At 44.4% G+C, this 19878-nt stretch carries 17 protein-coding genes; 9 read left to right on the forward strand and 8 right to left on the reverse strand.

Annotation, left to right across the window (positions count from 1 at the left end):
- The 3 genes from CH376_RS01640 to CH376_RS01650 all read right to left on the reverse strand — a co-directional run.
- Nucleotides 1-1168: TonB-dependent receptor plug domain-containing protein (locus CH376_RS01640; RefSeq protein ID WP_133124659.1), on the reverse strand; the 1168-nt coding region annotated here is incomplete at its 3' end.
- Between the two features lie 13 nt (nt 1169-1181).
- Nucleotides 1182-1883 carry an HmuY family protein gene (locus CH376_RS01645; protein ID WP_100786495.1) on the reverse strand — a complete coding sequence of 234 codons (702 nt, stop codon included), beginning with the start codon at nt 1881-1883 and terminating at the stop codon, nt 1182-1184.
- 19 nt (nt 1884-1902) lie between these two features.
- On the reverse strand, nt 1903-2487 hold the full coding sequence (locus tag CH376_RS01650; protein ID WP_100786496.1) for an LIC20153 family lipoprotein: 585 nt from the start codon (nt 2485-2487) through the stop codon (nt 1903-1905).
- Between the two features lie 197 nt (nt 2488-2684).
- On the opposite strand from CH376_RS01650, the gene CH376_RS01655 reads away from it, so the two are divergent.
- Nucleotides 2685-3422, forward strand: coding sequence for a leucine-rich repeat domain-containing protein (locus CH376_RS01655; protein ID WP_167883197.1), 738 nt, complete (start codon nt 2685-2687; stop codon nt 3420-3422).
- Nucleotides 3423-3434: 12 nt separating this feature from the next.
- Here the strand turns inward: CH376_RS01655 and CH376_RS01660 are convergent, their stop codons facing one another.
- Nucleotides 3435-4175 (reverse strand): hypothetical protein, encoded by a 741-nt coding sequence (locus tag CH376_RS01660; protein WP_100786613.1) that lies wholly within the window; start codon nt 4173-4175, stop codon nt 3435-3437.
- Nucleotides 4176-4393: 218 nt separating this feature from the next.
- On the opposite strand from CH376_RS01660, the gene CH376_RS01665 reads away from it, so the two are divergent.
- Entirely contained in the window at nt 4394-5938 is a 1545-nt protein-coding gene (locus tag CH376_RS01665; RefSeq protein WP_100786497.1) for a peptidase M30, read from the forward strand.
- A 366-nt stretch (nt 5939-6304) separates the two neighbouring features.
- Here the strand turns inward: CH376_RS01665 and CH376_RS01670 are convergent, their stop codons facing one another.
- The 4 genes from CH376_RS01670 to queA all read right to left on the reverse strand — a co-directional run bounded on the left by CH376_RS01670 (nt 6305) and on the right by queA (nt 11131).
- Nucleotides 6305-6613: a YbaB/EbfC family nucleoid-associated protein gene (locus CH376_RS01670; protein WP_100786498.1), complete on the reverse strand. Its 309-nt coding sequence runs from the start codon at nt 6611-6613 to the stop codon at nt 6305-6307.
- A 126-nt stretch (nt 6614-6739) separates the two neighbouring features.
- The gene (locus CH376_RS01675) at nt 6740-8131 is read right to left on the reverse strand and encodes a hypothetical protein (protein ID WP_100786499.1); all 1392 of its coding nucleotides are present in this window, start codon (nt 8129-8131) and stop codon (nt 6740-6742) included.
- Between the two features lie 295 nt (nt 8132-8426).
- Complete coding sequence (locus CH376_RS01680; protein ID WP_100786500.1) at nt 8427-10049, reverse strand: AAA family ATPase; 1623 nt, start codon at nt 10047-10049, stop codon at nt 8427-8429.
- Between the two features lie 44 nt (nt 10050-10093).
- Nucleotides 10094-11131 carry a tRNA preQ1(34) S-adenosylmethionine ribosyltransferase-isomerase QueA gene (queA, locus tag CH376_RS01685; RefSeq protein WP_100786501.1) on the reverse strand — a complete coding sequence of 346 codons (1038 nt, stop codon included), beginning with the start codon at nt 11129-11131 and terminating at the stop codon, nt 10094-10096.
- Nucleotides 11132-11271: 140 nt separating this feature from the next.
- On the opposite strand from queA, the gene CH376_RS01690 reads away from it, so the two are divergent.
- From CH376_RS01690 to CH376_RS01720, 7 genes are all read left to right on the forward strand, one after another.
- Nucleotides 11272-12639, forward strand: coding sequence for a glycosyltransferase family 87 protein (locus CH376_RS01690; RefSeq protein WP_100786502.1), 1368 nt, complete (start codon nt 11272-11274; stop codon nt 12637-12639).
- Nucleotides 12640-12653: 14 nt separating this feature from the next.
- Complete coding sequence (locus tag CH376_RS01695; protein WP_100786503.1) at nt 12654-13805, forward strand: glycosyltransferase family 4 protein; 1152 nt, start codon at nt 12654-12656, stop codon at nt 13803-13805.
- Nucleotides 13802-14404 carry an LIC20162 family protein gene (locus CH376_RS01700; RefSeq protein ID WP_100786504.1) on the forward strand — a complete coding sequence of 201 codons (603 nt, stop codon included), beginning with the start codon at nt 13802-13804 and terminating at the stop codon, nt 14402-14404. The genes CH376_RS01695 and CH376_RS01700 overlap by 4 nt, the downstream gene beginning before the upstream one ends.
- 9 nt (nt 14405-14413) lie before the next feature.
- A complete protein-coding gene (locus tag CH376_RS01705; RefSeq protein ID WP_100786505.1) occupies nt 14414-15793 on the forward strand; it encodes a hypothetical protein in 1380 nt (459 codons plus the stop codon).
- 97 nt (nt 15794-15890) lie between these two features.
- Entirely contained in the window at nt 15891-17306 is a 1416-nt protein-coding gene (locus tag CH376_RS01710; protein WP_100786506.1) for an MBOAT family O-acyltransferase, read from the forward strand.
- A gap of 15 nt (nt 17307-17321) precedes the next feature.
- Complete coding sequence (locus CH376_RS01715) at nt 17322-18482, forward strand: SGNH/GDSL hydrolase family protein (RefSeq protein ID WP_100786507.1); 1161 nt, start codon at nt 17322-17324, stop codon at nt 18480-18482.
- The gene (locus CH376_RS01720) at nt 18479-19876 is read left to right on the forward strand and encodes an MBOAT family O-acyltransferase (protein WP_100786508.1); all 1398 of its coding nucleotides are present in this window, start codon (nt 18479-18481) and stop codon (nt 19874-19876) included. Before CH376_RS01715 ends, CH376_RS01720 begins: the two co-directional genes overlap by 4 nt.
- Nucleotides 19877-19878: the final 2 nt, after the last annotated feature.

Here is a 19878-nt window from a genome sequence, read left to right on the forward strand (position 1 = left end):
GATCGGATTCCAATTCGTTCGCAAAGGATTCTACGCCCGCGGTGATAAAATGTCTTTCGGCCGCTTCCCAGTCGAGCTGAACGGTTCCTTGAGAAGTCAATTCGGCGTTAAGTTGTTTAACGTCCAACTCGTCCGAGCCTCTTTGATTGTTATAGTATTTGTTTTCCCACTTGGAAACGTTTCCTCGGAAGGAGATCAGATTCTTTCTTCCGAAGGCGTATTCCAACGCCCCGGTCGCGAGAAAGTCGTGGGTCTTGTTGTTGCGATCGAAGACCGCCTTCGACTGGGTGACGTCGACTCCGTTTTGATCCCTGTGTTGATAAAGAATTCTTGTCTTCGCTTTGAATTTTCCGTCGGGGTTGAAGATAAGATTCATACCCGTGTTCAGATCCTGATAAGCGTTTCCGGTCGTGGCTTGAGAATCCGGAACCAATCGATAACCGGGGTTCTTGTTGTAACCAGCCGAAACGTTTCCGCTGACGAGTTCGTTTCGAAAACCCAGATTTGCGGTTGTGTTGAATTCCCCTTCCGTGTTGAAGTTTTTCCGATTTCCGTTCCCGTAAGTCGTTCTCATTTCGTAGCTGAGTTTTTTGTCGCCTTCTTTTGTGATGAGGTTGATCACGCCGCCGATCGCGTCCGCGCCGTAAAGAGCGGATGACGCGCCTTTTACGATTTCGATCCTTTCCAGATTCTGAACCTTGAAGCGGCTAAGATCGACTGCGTTATTGAGTCTTCCCGAAATTCTTTCTCCGTCGATAAGAATCAGGACATACTGTGAATCCATACCCAACATCCGCACCCGAGAACCTCCGAAAAAAGGTACCACGTCGATTCCAAGTTGGGTTTCCAAAACCTCCGCGGCGTTTCTCGCTCCGCTGGCTTCGATCTTTTTACGTGAGATTACTTCCGTCGCTACGGTGGAATCCTTGAGTCTTCTTTCTCCCCGAGAACCTGTGACTACGATTTGAGAATCTTCTTGTCCGTTTTCTTTTTGAGAATCCGGAACGTTAGTTTCGGATTTAACAGTAGTCGTGTTAGGCGATTCTTTTTCCGGAACTGAGGATTCTTTTTTTGATTTGTCGTCTTGCGCCTGAAGAGGTGATAAAAAAAGAATCAGAAAGAAGATCGAAATTCCCTTGTGTCTAAAAAGTTTGTTAATCAAGAACATGTCGATATTGAGATCAGTAAGGAATCCGTTTCCATTTTACGGTCGGATACGCGGCCGTACCTTCGGAGCTATAATAGCCCGTGACTTGGAAAAGATAGTATTCGCTTCCCGTATTGGAACGTATTACAAAAACTTTATAGTTGGGTTGTAAAAAAGCGAGCGTATAATTGAACCATTTGTTTAGGACGTCGCTTCCCACGTAATTGGTCTGAACTCCTCCGGAAGCGAGTTCGGAAACGTTTGTGTCGGGCGAAAAATTCGCGTTTGTGCATCCCAAAGCCGAAGAGGAACTTCCGGAAGCCGCGCTAAAATCGGTAATTGTAGGATTGGTCATACAAGCGCCTCCGTTTCCGGAAGAATGTGTGACTCCGCTGTTCGTCTGGAGTTTGAATCTCTGAAATCCGACGTCCCAACCTCCCGCGGAATCGGGGGCCGATATTTGTGCCATATTCGAAAAATTGAATTTAATCCAAACGTCATACGAAACCGCTCTTATCTTTGTGGTATAAGAACCGTCTCCGTTGGATTCCGTGGAAAGAATTTTAGAACTCGCCGCGTCTTCCAATTGTTTTTGAAGTGCGAGCAAGGATTGTTTGATTGCGAGTTCGTTTTCGTCGACCGCCGGATGTTGTCTCGCACAGGATAAAAACAAAAGGATCCCGAGCCCCAGACGGATTTGTTTCCAAAAAAGTTCGAGGTTCGAGATTCTTTTCATTACGAATACCGGGAAGAACTCAGTTTTTCAGGGTGATTTGAAACGTAGTCGTCGGAGGTTCCGCTGTTCTGCTCGCCAAGTAAAAGACGAAGTAGTAATCTCCTCCCTTGGTCGCGTTCAGAGTGTAGACGTAAGGACCGTCGCCGGCCGCGGCTCCGTATTGACCTTCACTCGGAGTTGTATAAGAGGATCTTGCGGAATCATAAGCCGAATCTACAAGAGGACAGGAAGCGGTGTTGTAAACCAACGGAGCGTTTGTGTTAGCGGCGGTTCCTTCGTCAAAGTCCGCGACGTTTCTTCCGCGGAAAGTGATCTGATCGCCGGCCTTTACGTTGGAAAATTTTACGGCTGCGATCGAGTGATTCACAAACGGGACTTTTCCGTAGACGAGGGTTTGAACGGAGGTTGTCGCCGTCATTGCCGGAAGACCCGCCACTCTTCCTCCTACGGTCGCGGAACAGTTGTAACCGTTAGCCGCAAGTCCCAACAAAAGGAGCGTAACCGGGTCTACGTCTTCTTTGTCGTCTTTTTTACAGTGAATTAGGGAGCCCAAGATGAGGCCGAAAATAACTGTCGTTTTTGCAATCTTTTGGAAAGTTTTCATGAATTCTCCTTCTGCCTTTTGGGAACCATTCTTAAAGTATGAAGATGAGAGTCAAACTCAATATCATTTAAAAAATAAATCTAAGGAAGAATCGGATCTAATTTTGCGATTTCGCATTACGTAGGATTTTCTTAGATTTCCGGAGAAGAATAGAATTTGGTTTCTCTTTCTTCCAACTCCGTTCTAATCGTCTCAGAATGACTCAAAGGGTTCCGGCTATTTTTTTTCGGAAGATTTCACTTTTCTCCCTTCTTACCTTTTTTCTCTCCTGCGCGGTTTTGGATAAGAATCCGATTTCAGGAGCGATTCCGGTTTTTTCGAGAGAAGGAAAGATTCTTAGATACTATCCTTATCAGGTGCGCTGGATCGGTTTTAACGAAAGTGAATTTCCGGACACCGCGAGATTGGGCGATTTTAGGAACTTGGTTTCTCTGGAAATTCTTCACCCCGAGTTCGAAAATTTGGAAGAACTGAGCGCTCTGAAAACCATCGGTTTTTTGAACGTCAACGGAACAAAGGTGAAAAATTTGAGTCCGCTTTCCAAACTTCCCCTTCTACACAGTCTTTATTTGAATCGGACATCCGTGGATGAAAAGGATCTCGCCGCCTATCCGGGTGTAGGAGCTCTTACAAAACTGGGACTCTACAAAACAAAGATCAAAGATCTTTCCTTTATCGGACCGGAGTGCAAACTCAGACAATTGGATATTCGAGAGACGGAAGTCGCCTCTTTGGAACCGATCGCCGGTTGTAAGAATCTTCTCGAGTTGAGGATCGGAAACACGAAAATTAAGGAAATCAAATATATCTATGAAATGACCGACCTTCGTTATTTGGAATGGTCCGGTTTGAAGATTTCCAAGGAAGAATTGGACTGGATCCGGATCCAACTTCCTTATCTGAAATTGGTCCCGATCTATTACGGTAATTTATAATATTCTAAAATGTCAATAGGACAAAGGGGTCGATTCTCCCGGATTTGAATAAAGAAGAATGTCTCCTTTGTTGACCGGAATTCCTTCGGCTGTGACCTGCCCCGTCGTTTCGATCGTTTCCAAGGCTCTCACCGGATAACGTTTCCCGTCTTCCTTTTCCAAAACGATCGTCGCATTTTTGCGAACGCGGGACAAACGAAGACCCCAGACTTCTAAAATTTTTCCGCCGCTTTCCAAAACGAGCGCGCTGATTCTGTTCGGATCGGAAGAGATCGCTTTTCGATATTCTCCGGAGGGTGTTCCCGGAATAAAATCCGGTTCGATGGAAATCGAATTCGGTTTTTTCGATGCAAGTTCGAAAACAAGGTGATCACAGTCGTACGCGCGCACGAGCGCCCAACGATTTCCAGATTCTCGGTTTGTAAAAACTCGACAAGATTCCGGAACGAGTTGGAATCCGGTCTTCGTGGTTTTGGCGATTCCTTCGATTCTTGTTTCTTCCCGGTTTTTGCTCAAGGTAACGCTCAACTGAGTGAAGATAAATTTCGGATTTTTTTTAGTAGGACTCGCGTCCAGGAACAACTGTCTTACAAAATAACCTTCTTCCAACTTCTGAATTTTGGAGTAGTATTCTCCCGATACGATTTTTAAAAATGAGTTCGGATCCGACTCGATTCTTTTCTCACTTGAGGAACAAAACACGACGCTGAAGATACAAATCCCCGCAAAAACCGCGGATTTTGCGTTTTTTATAAGGGGATCGACGTGGAATATTTTATCCAATGTTGATTGCTCCTGATTTGATGGAGAAAGATCCTGACAAGTTACGGGGGCAAGAGAGAATCTCAATCAAGTTTCCTGTCTTCTCCTTCCCTATAAAAAGCATGCCGGGGTCCTTTTTTACATCCTATGGACGGTTCGTTCCAAGTCAACGTTCTAGATTGTATGTCTTTTTTCGTCTAAGAATTTCGATGAAGCGGAATTCTCGAAACAATCTTGGATTTTTTTCGGGACTTCTTCTCTTTCTTTTTTTCCTCAACTCCTGTTCTTTGGAGGGCGTTTTCCCCGCGCTCTTTCCCGGCGCAAAACAAAAGTTAGGCGCTCAGTATGTCCAGGCTTTGATTCTTACCGCGATCAGTTGCAGCGGCCCCGGAAAATTCTGGGTTAGAGACATTACAAAAAATGCATCTTATTGTCTTCAGGCGAGTCTCGTGGGCGAAGGCGATACGGTTTCGGTTTACGCGGAATACGGACAGGAGCAGAATCTGGATTATAAAAGTATCGTTCGAGAATTCGATCAGAAAATTTTTCCTAAACTCGGCGCTGCGTTCGGCCCCCCTTCGGACATGGATCAAAACGGAAAAGTCCACATTCTTTTTTTGGATATTCGGGACGGAAGTAAACCCGGCGGTTCTTTTGTGGCCGGCTTTTTCGATCCTTATGATTTTCTTACGGACGATGCGCGATCGAACGTCCGTTCCAATGGAAAAGAAATTCTTTATATAGATTCGGTGCAGCTGAAGGAATTGGCGGAGAAGGATCTCGCTTCCGGAAAGTCGGACACGATGCTTTCTACGATCGCCCACGAATTCCAACACCTCATCCGATTTCAATACGAACTTCCGGATTATCTTTCCCAAAAGGTTCGAGATGAAACCTGGTTGAACGAAGGAACGAGCGAGGTAGCGAGCGATATTGCCGGTTATTCTCCGCAGATGAATCGGATCCAGTGTTATCGGGGAAACGTCGCCGGGGTTTGTGCGAGAGGTGTGAACGGTTCCACCATCTTCGGATCGGCGAACTTTTCTTCGGTCGTGGATTATTCTTTTGCGTACGCCTTTATGAAATATCTTTATACGGTCTCGGGTTCCAATCTTCAGGAAAGAAATTCTTTCTTTAAGAAAACTCTCTCGGGCGCTTCCGTCAGAGCCAAGGACGCGCAAAGTTTGGCCGAAGTTTTTCTATCTTCCTCCGCCGTGGCTTCGCTTTCCGCTTCGCAAAAGAATGATCTTGGAATTTCGGGCGAGACTTCTTTCATTCGATTGTTCGCCGCGTTTCTCTGGCTGTCGACGGGGGAAACTGCTCTTTCGGAAGCTCAATTGGGAGTGGATTCCGCGGGCGCGGCCGCCTTTAAAACGGGAATCGAATCCGTTCTTTCGGCTCTTCCCTTCCCACTTGCGAATCAAGACGGAGGGGAACTCAGAAAGTTGTATGACACACAACCTCTTCCTTTTATTCTTCCTCTTTCCAATCTCAAACCGGGGCAGTTTCATTTTATAGATCAAAACCGGAGCAACACGGGAACACAACCCGCCGTGGTTCTTTTGAAAAAGACGGTTCCTAGTTTAAAGATTTTGCAAGTAAACGCGGATCCGTATCGACTCGGTCAGGTTTCTCAATCCGTGACGAGAACCGAAGAAAAAGGAGAACCGGTTCTTCTTCCCGAAACGGACGGTCCCGAAATCATCTGTCCCCTCGAATACTTTCATTCTTCCGAGCGAAATCGAACCAACTAACTTCTTTTTTTGGGAAGAATTTCCTGAAATCTAAACCGATTTAACCGGAAACAAATCGTTCCGCGGAATACATTGAGAACGTTTTTCCGAAAACCGAAAAGTGTAGGAACTCATACATTCTCAGGAACGACTTTGCCTGGCGGTTTCAAACGGAGGACGTCCGTAATTTGTAGGAGCTCACACAAAAGATTTGAATTCTATAAAATAAAATTCTTTCCATCGTTCGGGTTTTTAACGTAAGAAGCCCGAACGAAAGTTCTTACGATCGGAACTCGAAGTCCGTTTCCGTTTGGAAACGTTTTTGAAAGAATTCGATTTCACCGAACTTAAAAAGATACGAAGAATCGAAATCGGATACGAAAAGAATCATTCCATTCCGGGAATCATACCTCTGAATTCTCCCATTCTTTCTTCCGCCGCTTTTTGCGCGAGTTCCAGAGAACGAGTCACCGCTTGTTTGATGCTTTTTTGTAAAAGTTTTTTGTCGTTTTTTGCGAGAAGTTCGTCTTCGATGAGAATCTCTTTGATGTTTAATTTTCCGTCGGAGATACAAGTAACCAGATCGTTTTTGGATTTCGCTTCGAAGGAAAGAGCCATGAGATCCTTTTCCACTTTTTTCATTTTCACGCGCATCTGATTCATCTGCTTGAGCGATTCTAACTTGTTTCCGAACATTCTTTGATTCCCTTTGAACCTATTTTATTTTTAAGAAGAATTCTTTTACACGAACTTCTTTCGTGTAGGAGCTCCTCTGCCGATCAAAATTCCGCATATAGAAAAACGGGCAACCAGAAAAGAAGTTTAGAAAGACAACTCCATTCCCAAGGAAGTGAAGTATTCGGAATAGTATTGAGAGTAAGCCGGAAGACGGAACGGTCCTACGTCGGTGTAGATCACGCCCTTGGAAAGGTTGTTCCTGAAATTCATAAAAAAGATCGCGTTTTGAAAGCCCGTCTTTCCTCGAAAGCCGGCGGAGAAAGAACGAAGAGGCTCATCCGTTTGTGTATTGATTCCCGCGTTTCTCTGAGAAAGAAGATTGTAGTAGTTGTTGCCGAGAAAGAGAGAATATCTTCCCGCTGGATCCAAAAGCATCGTAAAACCGAGAGTGGTCGCGTCCGCTTCCGGGGTCATATAAAGACCGTTGTTTTTCGTAGTCGGATCTGCGGAGTAACTATAACGGATGTTGAGAATGATTTTTGTAAAATCGATGAACATCGAAAAACGTGCCGCTTCCGGATTGTACAATCCCTTGTCTTTTTCCTTGTTCAAAACCGAAGTCTGAAACGAAAGACGACGGATCGGTTGGATGTTCGCCTGCCATTCGATCACGCGTCCGCTGCTGTTTCCCAAAGCCTGATTTCTAAGAACGGGATTGTTTCCCATATTCGGATCCGCGTTGAGCGCCTGAGAATTGGATCCGGGAGAAGAATAGAGAAAACGGCTGGAAGCCATGCTTGAATTTCCGAAGGAACTTCCGGAAACAATCTTAGTGTTGATGAAATCGTTCGGCTTAAATGAAAAACCCGCCATCGAATAACCCTGATCTTTTTGATCCGCGGTATAAGGAAGCGAGTTCCCCGTTTTTAAAATCGCATCGACTCCGGGTGCGACCGAATAACTGAGTTCAAAGTTGTCTAACGTGGATTGATTTACGCCGGTTTTATCTCCGGTTCCGAAAGGATCCGATTTTCTTCCTCGAAGGGAAGGAGCCAATTCTGAAAAAGGAGACGAAGGACGGATCGAAGAATTCAGTTGAACCTTTCCTTGTTTTCCGCCGAAAAAGCGGGCTCCGGTCCAGTTGGTATTCTGATCGCTGAAGAGAGAATCCGGTTGGTTCCAAGCAAGGGAATCTTTGGAAGGAAACGGACTCCAGCCGTTACCGAGTTTTGCAAAATTGGATCCGTGATCCTCTTGGATTTCGTAGTTTTTGCCTGATTCTCCGAGAAAGTCGATTCTGCGAGAACCCAAAATATGAAATACCTGTATATCCTCCTTCGGCTTTTCTTCTTTTCCTTTGAGGGTCGGTTGAGAATTGGAAGGAATTTCCCCGTCTTCCATCGGAAAGGAATCCATTTTCGGAAGATTCTCGGGAGTTTTTACTTGAGCGACGGAAAGGAGAACCCCAAGTCCTAACGCGGACAAACCGCTGACCAGCAAGGAGGATTGAATATTGATCGCCCCGATGAGTCTCATTTTCGTATCTTTATTTAGTATCGGCAATCGGAATCGAAGGATCACCTACAAATGCGAGTCTGGTTTTAGACGAAAAGTTCCGAAAGAATCCATGGAACGATGGATTCTTTTTTTCCGGAATCGTTCGGTTCCCATTTGAGTTTTCCAAAGTTTGAAATTGTCTTAGCGGAGCAGACAGAGCAAAAAATAATTCAAAAAAAACGCGTTTGATTCCTACCGTCCAGTTTCAAAACCGAGGGTCAGCGGGAAAGAAATTTTTTATGGAATTCTGTCACATCGACGCTTAAGGCATACCCTATTCGTGTTCTTCCTCTTTTTTCCGATCGATTCTTTCCTCTATCAAATGGAACAGACTTCCCTGAGGATATTTTCCGTTTTTGCCGAATTTTCCCGCTGGAATTCCAAAAACTTCCGGAATCAATTCCTCGACGTGAGAACAGGTGTAGATCTGGAATTTCCCTTTGTCGATCGCCTTCCGAATGTGAGCGGGAAGATTCAAGTCGCGAATATTGGAAGTCGGAATGTAAACCCTGTACTTATCTTTCGTATTTCCAACTATCTGAATCATGTCGTACCATGCCGCGATCTTCGTGTTCACCGAACCGACAGGAAGAATTTCCCCGTACTGAGAAAGAGCTCCGGTCACTGCGATGTTACACGGAATTTCCAAACCGGAAAGCGCAGAAAGAATCGCGAGCAATTCCGCACAACTCGCGGAGTCACCGTCGATCGGAGAATAGTTTTGTTCGAACAAAATCGACGCGTCCAGACCGAAGGACTGGATATGAGAGAACATTCCTTTAATATAAGATTGTAATATGAATACGCCTTTATCGTGTAAGTCGCCCGAAAGGTTCACTTCTCTTTCGATGTTGATGAAATTTCCGGAACCCAAAGCGACGCGCGCGGAGACTTGGTTCACTTGGCCGAAATCGGACAAAGAAGAATGCAGAAGAATTACGGATAAGCCGTTGATTCTTCCCGTCTTTTTCCCTTTGAGCTGGATGGATGTCAGACCTTCACGAACGCTTTCCTGATATCTTCTTTTGTGAACCGCGATTCTTTTTTCTATCGTGGGAATGGCCGATTCCACTTGAGCGCGGGAGATCGTCTTCTTTTCCTTTTTGTAAAGAACGAGAAGTTCACCCACGAACGTGCGGAGTTCCGCAAAAGAAAGGGAAAGTCTCGCTCTGCTGTCGTTCCAGCGAAGTCCGATTTCGAGTAACGCGTCCACTGCGGAAGAATCGAAGCTGGGATAACCCGGTTTTTCCCAGGAATGAATGAGTCCTCCGAAAAGCTGAAGATTCTTCTTGCTCTTCATCACAGCTTCGTAAGGAAGATGAATCTTAAAAGAAAAACTTTCGTAGAAATCGGGATCGACTCCGGTGATAAAGTCGACTTCTCCTTCTTCTCCCACGAGGATCAAACGAAAGCGAGTGTTTATCGAAGGATGAAAGCGATTCATCTCTTTGGAGCCTGTCATTTCGGGAAGAGTCAGGAAGTCGATGCTTCCGGTTTGTAAAACTCCTTTTACGAGAAAGTATAAGTTCGGATCTTCCGTAAGCGCTCTCATCGGAAGAAGCAGATAACCGCCGTCCGCTTCCACCATTTTGCCGGCGCGGTATTCGGAGTTTCCCGGAAAGCCCGCGAGAGTTAAGAATCCCGGATGGGGATCGCAGACTACTTTGATTCCTTTTTTAAGATTGGAGATGTATTCTTGAAGTAAGGTAAGGTTCGCTTCTAATGCCGGACCGGTTATGAGAATGTTGGAAAGAATGCCCGGATTTTCCAAAGCCTTCGGTAAGGAACTCAGTTCTTCTCTGTGAAACGCCAAAAAATCGGGAAGGCCGTTTTTGGGTCTTTGTTTTCCCGCGTGAAGTTTGATCTCTGCCTGAGCGGCCGTTATTCTTTTTATCACTGAAGACGATTGTTCCCTAGTTCCCTTCGGTTATCAATCATAATCTACTTTAGAATCAGCATCGCGTCTCCGTAGGAATAGAATCGAAATTCTCCTTGGATCGCTTTTTGATAGGCTTGCAAGATCAATTTTTTTCCCGCGAACGCGGAGACGAGTAAGAGAAGACTCGATCCCGGTAAGTGAAAGTTTGTGATCAATCCTTCGCAGCTTTGGAGTTTGTCGTCCGGTTGTAAAAAAAGTTCGGTCGCCCCCCGTCCGAATCGAAACGTTTTTGTCTTCGGGTCGAATGTGGATTCCAAGGCACGAAGCGTCGTGGTCCCGATGGAGATGATTCTTCTTCCTTCTTTTTTTGCGAGATTGAGAATGGAAGCGCTCGCTTCTTCCAAAAAGAATTCTTCTCGATGTAATTTTTTATTTTGAAAATTTTCTTCAGTGAGAGGTTGAAAGGTTCCGTAACCAACCGTAAGTTCCAACGTGCAGATCTGAATTTTTTTTTCTTTTAGAATTTGAAACAAGGATTCCGAAAAATGAAGACCCGCTGTAGGAGCTGCAACAGATCCCGGAGTCTTTGCAAAAAGAGTTTGATAACGAATTTCATCTTCGGAGTTCGCTTCCCTTTTTAGATACGGAGGAATCGGAATCTCGCCGATCGTTTGAAAATCCTCTTCCTGCAATTCTTTGTCCGATCTTAAAAAGACAAATTCTTCTTCTTTTCCTTCCACTTGAAAAAAACGAAGGCCGGTCTTTACGTCCTGAAGTCGGTCGCCCTTTTTTAGTTTTCGTGAATTTCGAATCTTACATCTCCAAAGTCCATCCTTGCTTTCCAAAAACATCGCCTCGTGGGTTCGGAGCGGATTCTTAAGATAAACGCGGCGTTTGCTTACTTTAGTATGATTCCCGATTAGGACGTCCCCTTCTCTCAAATAGGAAACGATGTTTTTGAACGCCTCTTCTATGTGGATTTTTTCGGATCCGACTTCGACAAGCATGAGTCTGCTTTCGTCCCGATTCCTTACCGGGTAACGTGCGATTCTATCTTCGGGCAGTTCAAATTCGAATTCTTCGAGATCGGAAAACAACATTCTAATTGCAGTGGATTTGGAGAATGTTTACGGGAGAATCTTTTTTCTGAAGGGATAAGGATTCCTTTTCCAAATCGCAAGCGGGATGTAGGAGAATTTTATTGGTTGGCTTTTCGAGTGCGATCAAAAAGTGTTTCAGAATGCAATTGAGAGACCGAAAAACCTGGATCCTTGCGGGAACGATTTTGTTTTTCTCCCTCCTCTTCATCAATGGGATTTCCAAATCGGGAAATCGTTCCGATTTCAGAGATTACTACAACGCTTCCGTTCGTTTTACGGAAGGAAATAATTTATATAATTTAGAACAGATCGACGAAATCCTTAGTAAACTGCAAACCGGGGAGATCAAAGTCGAAGAGGCGTTTACTCCGAAGGTTTTTATGCAGCTCAAGGAGATGATGGAGGGTCTTGGTTCTTATATCTATCCTCCCACGTTTGCATTTTTGTTGATCCCGATTTCCTTTCTTCCGTATCCGATCGCTTCTGCAGTTTTTTTGAGTCTGAACTTCTTGGCTCTTCTGGGTTTTTTATACATCCTTTCGATCCGACTTCCCATCAAAGGGAATTTGGTTTTTATCGTGGTTCTTTGTCTTCTCAATCTTCGCTTTTTGGAAAATCATCAGAACAACAACCAAGTCGGTTTTCTTTTGATGTTTCTGATCTTAGCTTCGGTGCATACGAAGAGAGATTGGTTGTCCGGTCTGCTGCTCGGGCTTGCGATCGTAATCAAGTTGACTCCGGGAGCCTTTGTTCTTTTCTTTTTGATGCAAAAAAGATATCGGGCCGTTCTTTATACGTTTGTGTTTTCCGTTTTTTGGATTCTTCTTCCTTGTATATACGCTCCTAGTTTTACGATAGAGATGACGTTGACTTGGAAACAGTTGATCTTGGACAACTATCTCAAGTCTCCTTTGTTCCGCGCTTGGAAGAACAATCAGAGTTTGAACGCTACTCTTGCGAAATATTTTCTCAACTACGCCGACGTTCTCAATCAATCGCAGCTCGGTTATCCTCTCGCGGAACTTTCGGAAAAAGCAGTAAAAGGAATTTATTATATTCTTTCCTTGGGTCTCGTGATTCCCTTCTTCTGGAAAGTTTTTGCAAGACGAAAGGAAGAATTGACCCTAGGATGTTTGTTCGTTTTTTCGATTGTCTTCAGCGGGATTTCCTGGGTCCACGCGTTCGTCTTTCTTTTATACCCTTCCGCAATTCTTCTCGCGCGTCTTTGGTCCTTTGTGGAAGAAAAAGTTTTGCCATTTTGGAAAAACGGTTCCGATTCTTTCTGGAAAAAATGTTCGGCTTCGGTTCGAATCTTGTTTGCAAATGATAAAGTGAGTTCTTCCTTTTTGATCGGTTCGATCGTGATTCTTCTTTGCAATCGATCCGTCATCGGAGGCGGTAAGGAAGAAAAGTTGATGATGGCTTCCTATCTTCTTTATTTTGCGGTCTTTCAATATATTCTTCTTTTATTGATTCAAGACGAACAACCGAGAACGGAAGAATCATAAAAAAAATTACGACGATGACGATTCGAACGAACGAACTCAAATACAAACCGAGGGTGGGTGTGGACGTCCGTCCTCTCGCATACGGGATCACGGGGAATTCAAGATATCTCGCCGAAGTTTTGAGAAGGCTGATCACAAACGAATCTCCTCTGGAATATTATCTCTATTCGAACAAACCGATTCATACCGTATTTTATGATATTCTTTCGAACCAAAACTCGAGATTTTTTCTAACTGGAAAACTTCCCGGTGTGGCTTGGTTGAACTGGACCATTCCAAGAAGAATCAAAAAAGATCGTCTCGATCTTTTTTGGGGGACTCTTCAATTGTTACCCTTTTCTTGCGGGAGCGCGTTGACCGCGGTCAACTATCACGATCTCAATTTTCGATCGGCTCCTGAGACGATGACGACCGCGAACTACTGGCAACACCGGATTCTTTCGCCCCGAACTTTGAAAAAAGCGGATCTCGTGTTTTGTCTTTCCGAAAACACGCGCAACGATATTCTCAAGTTCAGACCGGCGCTGGATTCTAAATTGAAGGTGGTTTATCCGGGAGTGGATTCTTTTCCGATTCTTCGTGAACCTCTTCGAAAACTTCCTGGAAACTTTTTATTTACAATCGGAACCCTCGAACCTCGTAAGAATCTAACCACTCTTGTTTCGGCGTATCGCGCTTTGAAAAAAGAGGATCCTTCTTTTCCGTATCCGCTTGTGATCGCGGGGCGTCTCGGATGGAAGTCGGAGGGCCTGACCGAATTGTTAAAAGAGGGAACCTTGGAATCGGAAGGAATTTTTTTCGTGGAAAATCCCGCTGACGAAGTCCTTGCCTGGTTGTATAGAAATTGTGTTTCCTTTTTGTTTCCTTCGATTCACGAAGGTTTCGGTCTTCCCTTGTTGGAGGCACTTCGGGAAGGAAAGATCTGCGTCGCCTCCGATATTCCTGTCTTTCATGAAATTTTGGATCGAAGTGTGGATTTGTTTGCGGAGCCCCTCGGAGTGAATTCTTGGGTTCGCGCTTTATCCGAACTCAAAAAAAGAAAATTGGAACGTCCGGAAATTTGGAACGCTTCCGATTGGACCTGGGATCGGACCGCGAAAAAAATCGAAGACGGTTTGATCGATCTCTGGAAGCACAGAAAGGAATTGCATCATCAAAAAATATGAAACAAAATGAAAAAAGAATTTATTCCGGATGGGATTCTTTAAACGCGAACGACGTTTCCTTCGGAGTTCCGGTTTATTTAAAGATCAATCCGATTCCTCCGATCCTGATTACGTTTCTCGTGGGCGGAATTCTCTACGGTTGTTATCTGCTCGGCGGTTTGTCCGCGTCGTATCTTCAGAAGTTCACGGACTTTCTTTTGATTCCTAAGGTTTTGAATCTTCCTATCTTGCAGAATCCCCTGTTGTATCGGAGTGTAGGATATCTTACATTCGGCTATATCGGTTTTGCATTTCTTCTCGACTGGGTCCGTTTTATCAACAGAACTTGTTTTATGAAAGTTTCTCTTAAGGGAGATTTTCTTTCGGTCGAAACACGCGGCTTTTTCGGAAAGGACGTGTTTCAGTGGAACCGCAGACAGAATGGGGTTCAGATCGTCCACAAAACGGGTGTTTTGCGACGACTTCTGGGTTTGGAAAGAATCTGGATCGCTGCCCCCGATCTAAGATCCGAAAGTTTCGTCTCTCAGGCGGGAATTCTATCTCCTTTCTTTTTTCGCGGCTCCAATCGAAATTTCATATCCTCCCTCTTTCAATATTAAGATTGTAGAATGTATTTTTTCTCGGGGACCAAGAGCGCGCTTCAGGACAGAATCTTTTTTTCCTTTCTGATTCTATTTATCTTTTGCGTATTTTTGTTCGATCTTCGATTCCTTTCCCGGCACTACGACTGGGATGCGATCGTCTACGCCTACAATATCAATTCGGATCTTACCTGGAGAATTTTTTATAATCCTCATCACCTCGGTTTCGAAAGTACCGGTTATCTCTATCTAAAACTCTGGAGGGAATTGTGGGGAAAAGATTCCGTGATGTTCGGGCTTCGTCTCCGGATCCTAGTTTCCGCGCTTGTTTTTCTTTTCTGTTTTATTTGGGCGTATCGAAAGATTTACTCCGACACGTTAGGCGCCCTTATCCTGGGTTTGGCGATTCATTTTTCTCAAGGGTTTTGGTTTTACGCGCAACACAACGATACACCTTTGATTCATTCCTGTCTCACCGCCCTTTTGTATCTTTCCTGCGTCTATTTTGCGAGAAAGGGTCATTCTCCGATTTCCCTTCTTGCGCTCTTTGGAATTCAGCTCTGGAGCGTTTACTTTCATCAGTCGGATATTCTATTCTTGCCTCTTGTTCCGATCTCGATTCTTCTTTCTAAGACTTGGAAAGGAAAAGAATTCGTTTTTTCGTGGAAACTTCGCTTTGTGTTCGTGTATTGTTTCGCGCTTGTAGGAGCTCTTACGCTCTCTTATCTCTACGTAGGATTTATCGTTCTCAACAGAAATCTGAGCGCGCCTTTGGACAGCGAGAAGAACTTTGCGAACTGGCTCTTCTTGTATGCGACAAAGGACAAATGGGGAAATTCTCCGGAAGCTAAAAACTACGTGATGAACTTCTATCGGGGGATCGGTGACGCGTTTCTAAACTTCGAAGGAGTGAAGAACGGACTCAGAGTGAGATTGAACTCTTGGGAGAATCGAGAGGCGCTTCCTTACAATCTAAATCTTATGTTTTGGGTTTCGATTCTTCTGATTTTCATTTTTAATATACGCAATGTTTGGAAGCGTTTTCGAATCGAGACGATTCTTTTGTCTTTCTGGCTCGTTCCTTCGATTTTATTTTATACTTGGTGGGAAGGATATTTTTTTGAATTTTGGGTGGGAACTTCGATCGGTATGATTCTTCTTGCGGGCCTTACCTTGAAATCTTTGGAATTTCGTCCTTTCCTTTTCGGAAGCCGCGCCGTTTTACACTCCTTTCTTATCATTTGGGTTCTTCTTTTGTTTCTTGTGAATTTTTCCTATTCAACGTATCCTCGTTCCTCGAAAAAATCAGTGAGTTATATCGAAGGAATCGAATTCAAACTCGAAGCGATTCTTCCGGAAAAAGTTTATCCGCCGGAAACTCCGAAGGCCGGTCTTTTCGAACGGTAAAATCCAAGCTGGAAAGGCCTTAAATTGATGTTGTAAGGATATTCTATTTTGAAAAACTGCTCTTCAGGTCTTTTAAAATACTAAATCAAGACGAACCATGCTCTTCAATTCCCTTCACTTTTTATTTTTTTTCCCCGTAGTTCTTATTCTCAATCATCTGCTCAAGGGCAAGATTCAAAGAATCTTTCTCCTAGGGGCGAGCTTTTATTTTTACATGTCTTGGCGAAAAGAATTCATCCTTCTTTTGCTCTATTCGATCGTTATCGATTATTTCGCTTCCTTAAAAATTTCGGCGTCGCCTCAAGGTTCGAAAGCGAGAAGAATTTGGTTGGTGCTTTCTCTCGTCACGAATCTCGGTTTGCTCGCCTATTTTAAGTATACGAACTTTCTTTTGGAGGTCGTGAACGATCTTACTCCGTTTGCAGGTTTTAAATTTGCGTATTACGATATCATTCTTCCGGTCGGAATTTCCTTCTACACGTTTCAGTCGATGAGTTATACGATCGACGTCTATCGCGGACAGATCGAAGCGAAAAAATCTTTTCTCGATTTCGCGTTGTATGTTTCTTTCTTTCCTCAGCTTGTGGCGGGACCGATCGTCCGCGCGCAGACGTTCTTTCGGGATTTGGATATGCCCCTTCCCGTCAATAAGGAAGACATCCAAATCGCGTTCTGTCAGATTCTGATTGGCTTTACTAGAAAAATCGTATTCGCGGATAACCTTGCGAAGGTGGTCGACTTCACTTTCAAGAATTATGCGACCTTAAATCCGATCGAAATATGGACGGGCGCGCTCGCCTTCGGTTGGCAGATCTACTTCGACTTTGCCGGTTATACGGACATCGCGATCGGAGTCGCGAGACTGTTCGGTTATAAGTTCGATCCGAACTTCAATTTCCCGATGGTCGCGAGGAATATAACGGATCATTGGTCGCGTTGGCATATTTCCTTTTCCACTTGGATCCGGGACTACATCTTCATTCCGTTAGGCGGATCCAGAGGTTCGATACTTTTTACGTATCGGAATATCTTCATCACTTGGTTCTTTGCCGGAGTTTGGCACGGCGCGGCGTATCATTACATCGGCTGGGGTTTGTGGCAGGGGATTATGATTCTCGCAAATAGGGAATACGGAAAGACCAAAGCCGCCGCGTTCTTAAATGAAAAGGGCGGAAGAATCTACGATATCGCCGCAAGAGTATTTACGATGTTTTGCCTAACGTTCGGGTTTATCATGTTCCGCGCTGAAACCATGGAAAAGGCGATTCCGATGATGAAAGCTCTCGTCTTTTGGGTGCCGGGCGGGTTTTCGTCGGTGAAAGGTTATACCAATTACACATACGGAATATTACTTTTGATTTGTTTCGTCGCCTCTTATCTTTTTGCAAAAAATAACATCGAGAAGATCGTACAAAGCCGCTGGAAGTTTATCCTATTCTTCTTGGCGAACGTATTTATGCTTTTGATTTTCGGAATCACGGAAAGCCAGAGCTTTCTCTATTTTGCGTTTTAGGAACCCATATCCGCTATGAAAGAATATCTTGCATTTTTGAAGGATTCCAAATTCTGGATTCCGCTCTTGATCCTGACTTTTTTAGAAACGGGAATGCAGTTCGGTTGTTACAGACCGTTCTTGAAGAAAAATTCTTACGCCGCAAACGTTTCCAGAATTACGAGTCATGTAATCGATAAACAAAAAGAATTCGACCCGGACATTCTCATCGTAGGAACTTCGGTCGCTTATCAAGGATTGTCTCTTCCGATTCTGAATAAGGAATTGGAACCTTTCGGAAAAAAAATTCAATCGATCGCGATTCCCGGAACCGAGTTGATCGTCCAGGATCTGGCGGTGTTAAAAGCGCTTCCGCATTTTAAAAAAGTAAAAACGGTCGTGCACGTTTTTGAAATTACCACTCCTTGGGTCGGTCAAAAAATTCTAAACCTGCACACGCTCGCGATGATCTCGGAGTTCGATCGTTTGCAAGTTTATCCTAAGATTTATGATTTCGGTTACGAAGTCAAAACGGACGATCTCGCTTATATCACCTTAAAGTCGATCGCATATAGAAGAGATATTCAGGATTTGATCTTGAGTCCTTCCAAACGGATCAAGGACATCGGCAAACGTTTTAAGAATGAGAATCCGGATCCTTGGGATTACGAGAATTCCTACAAAGAAAAAATCAGCATGTATCCGATCAAGGACGTTCCGGATTGTGTCGCTAAAACGGATCCTGCAAACGGACAACCGATTCCGGAAGGATCCGATCGATTTCACAAAAAAGCGATCTATGATACCTGTGTTTTGTCGAGCAATCCGCTCAGCAATGCGGTGGAAGACGCCGTTACAAAACAATACTTCGATCGTCTCAAAATTCTTCACGACGATATTAGAAGAATTGGAAGAGAGAACGGACAGGAAATCGAAATCATCGGAGTCATAGCTCCTTACAGCCAACTGATCCAAGAATGGAGGCTGGAAGAACGCAACCAAGTCTGGAAACGCGAATTACAACGGATCAATCCGACAAAACCTGTGCCTCTTCTCGATTATCAGACTCTTTTGGACGGACCGGACAACGGCGATTACTATTACGACTTGATCCATCTCAACAAGTTGGGAATGGAGAAGTTGAGTTTCGCGTTCGCAAAAGATTTGAGAGAAACTCTCGTTAAGGAAAAGAAATGATCTTTACCTCCACACTTTTCCTTCTTTTCTTTTTAGCGGTATATCTTTTTTACTGGGCTTACGACGGACGAAAATATAGAGAATGGGTGATCGTGATCGCCTCTCTTGTGTTTTACGCCACTTGGAGTTTACCCTTTCTTGTTCATCTATTAGCGATTCTTTATGTGAATTATCTCGCTGTTCGGAGTCTTTTTAAAAACAAAAACCTCGCCGTCCTGCGTGCGATCGTAGTTCTCGATCTGATCAACCTCGCCGTCTTCAAATATTTTTATTTCTTTACCGAGAATTTTTACTCTTGGACCCACTGGGGATTTTTGGATCAGAAAACATTCGGCTTTCAGATCATACTTCCTCTCGCCATCAGCTTCTATACGTTTCAGATCATCGCCTTTGTCGTGGACGTCTATCGGGGAAAGATTGCGGAAGATACGGGGTTTTTCCGATTCGTTCTGTTCATTCTATTCTTCCCTCAGTTGGTGGCAGGCCCGATCATGCGTCATCAGGATTTTTTCCCGATCCTGGACAAGGTAAGAATCAAACCTTCCTTTATCTACGCCGGACTTTATCTCTTGGGACTTGGGATCGCAAAAAAAATTCTAGTCGCGGATAATATCGCTTCCTTGGTGGATCCGGTTTTCCGAAATCCGAACGAATACGATAACTATTCCCTCTTCTTAGCGGTTCAAGGATTTACCTGGCAGGTTTATTGCGACTTCAGCGGTTATACGGATATCGCTAGGGGATGCGCCTTTTTGATGGGATTCAATATCCCGGTAAACTTTCGCGCTCCTTTTTTCAGTCAGAACATCCAGGATCTTTGGAGGCGTTGGCATATCACGCTCGCGACTTGGCTTCGGGATTATATCTATATTCCTCTGGGCGGATCCAGAACTTCGGAACCAAGGGTATATTTGAATCTCATCGCCACATTCACGTTAGGCGGCTTTTGGCACGGAGCGAGCTGGACCTATGTGATCTGGGGTTTTTGGCACGGAGTTTGTTTGGTGATCGATCGGCTTATGGATCGTATCGGAATTCCTAAATTGCCGGAAAAGGGTTTTGTTTGGTTCGCGATCCGCGCTTTGTTCATCTATTCCATCTTTGTCATCGGTGCGGTCTTTTTCCGTTCGCAAAACCTCGGAGATAGTTGGTATATACTGAAGAACGGTTTGCTCTGGGTCGCCGATCCCGCCAAACACGTGTTAAGAACCGATCTGGTGGCGCCTTTTTTAATCGGCGGAATTTTATTGCATACTCTGGAGTATTTCGAAAAAACTCCGAGATTCTATTATCGGCATAAGAAAACGATCGTAATCGTCTTTATGGTCGTCCTCGTTCTTCTCCTTTCCAATTACGCCGGTAAAGGACAAGACTTTATCTACTTTCAGTTTTGAGG

Source organism: Leptospira adleri, assembly GCF_002811985.1.
GTDB lineage: Bacteria > Spirochaetota > Leptospiria > Leptospirales > Leptospiraceae > Leptospira > Leptospira adleri.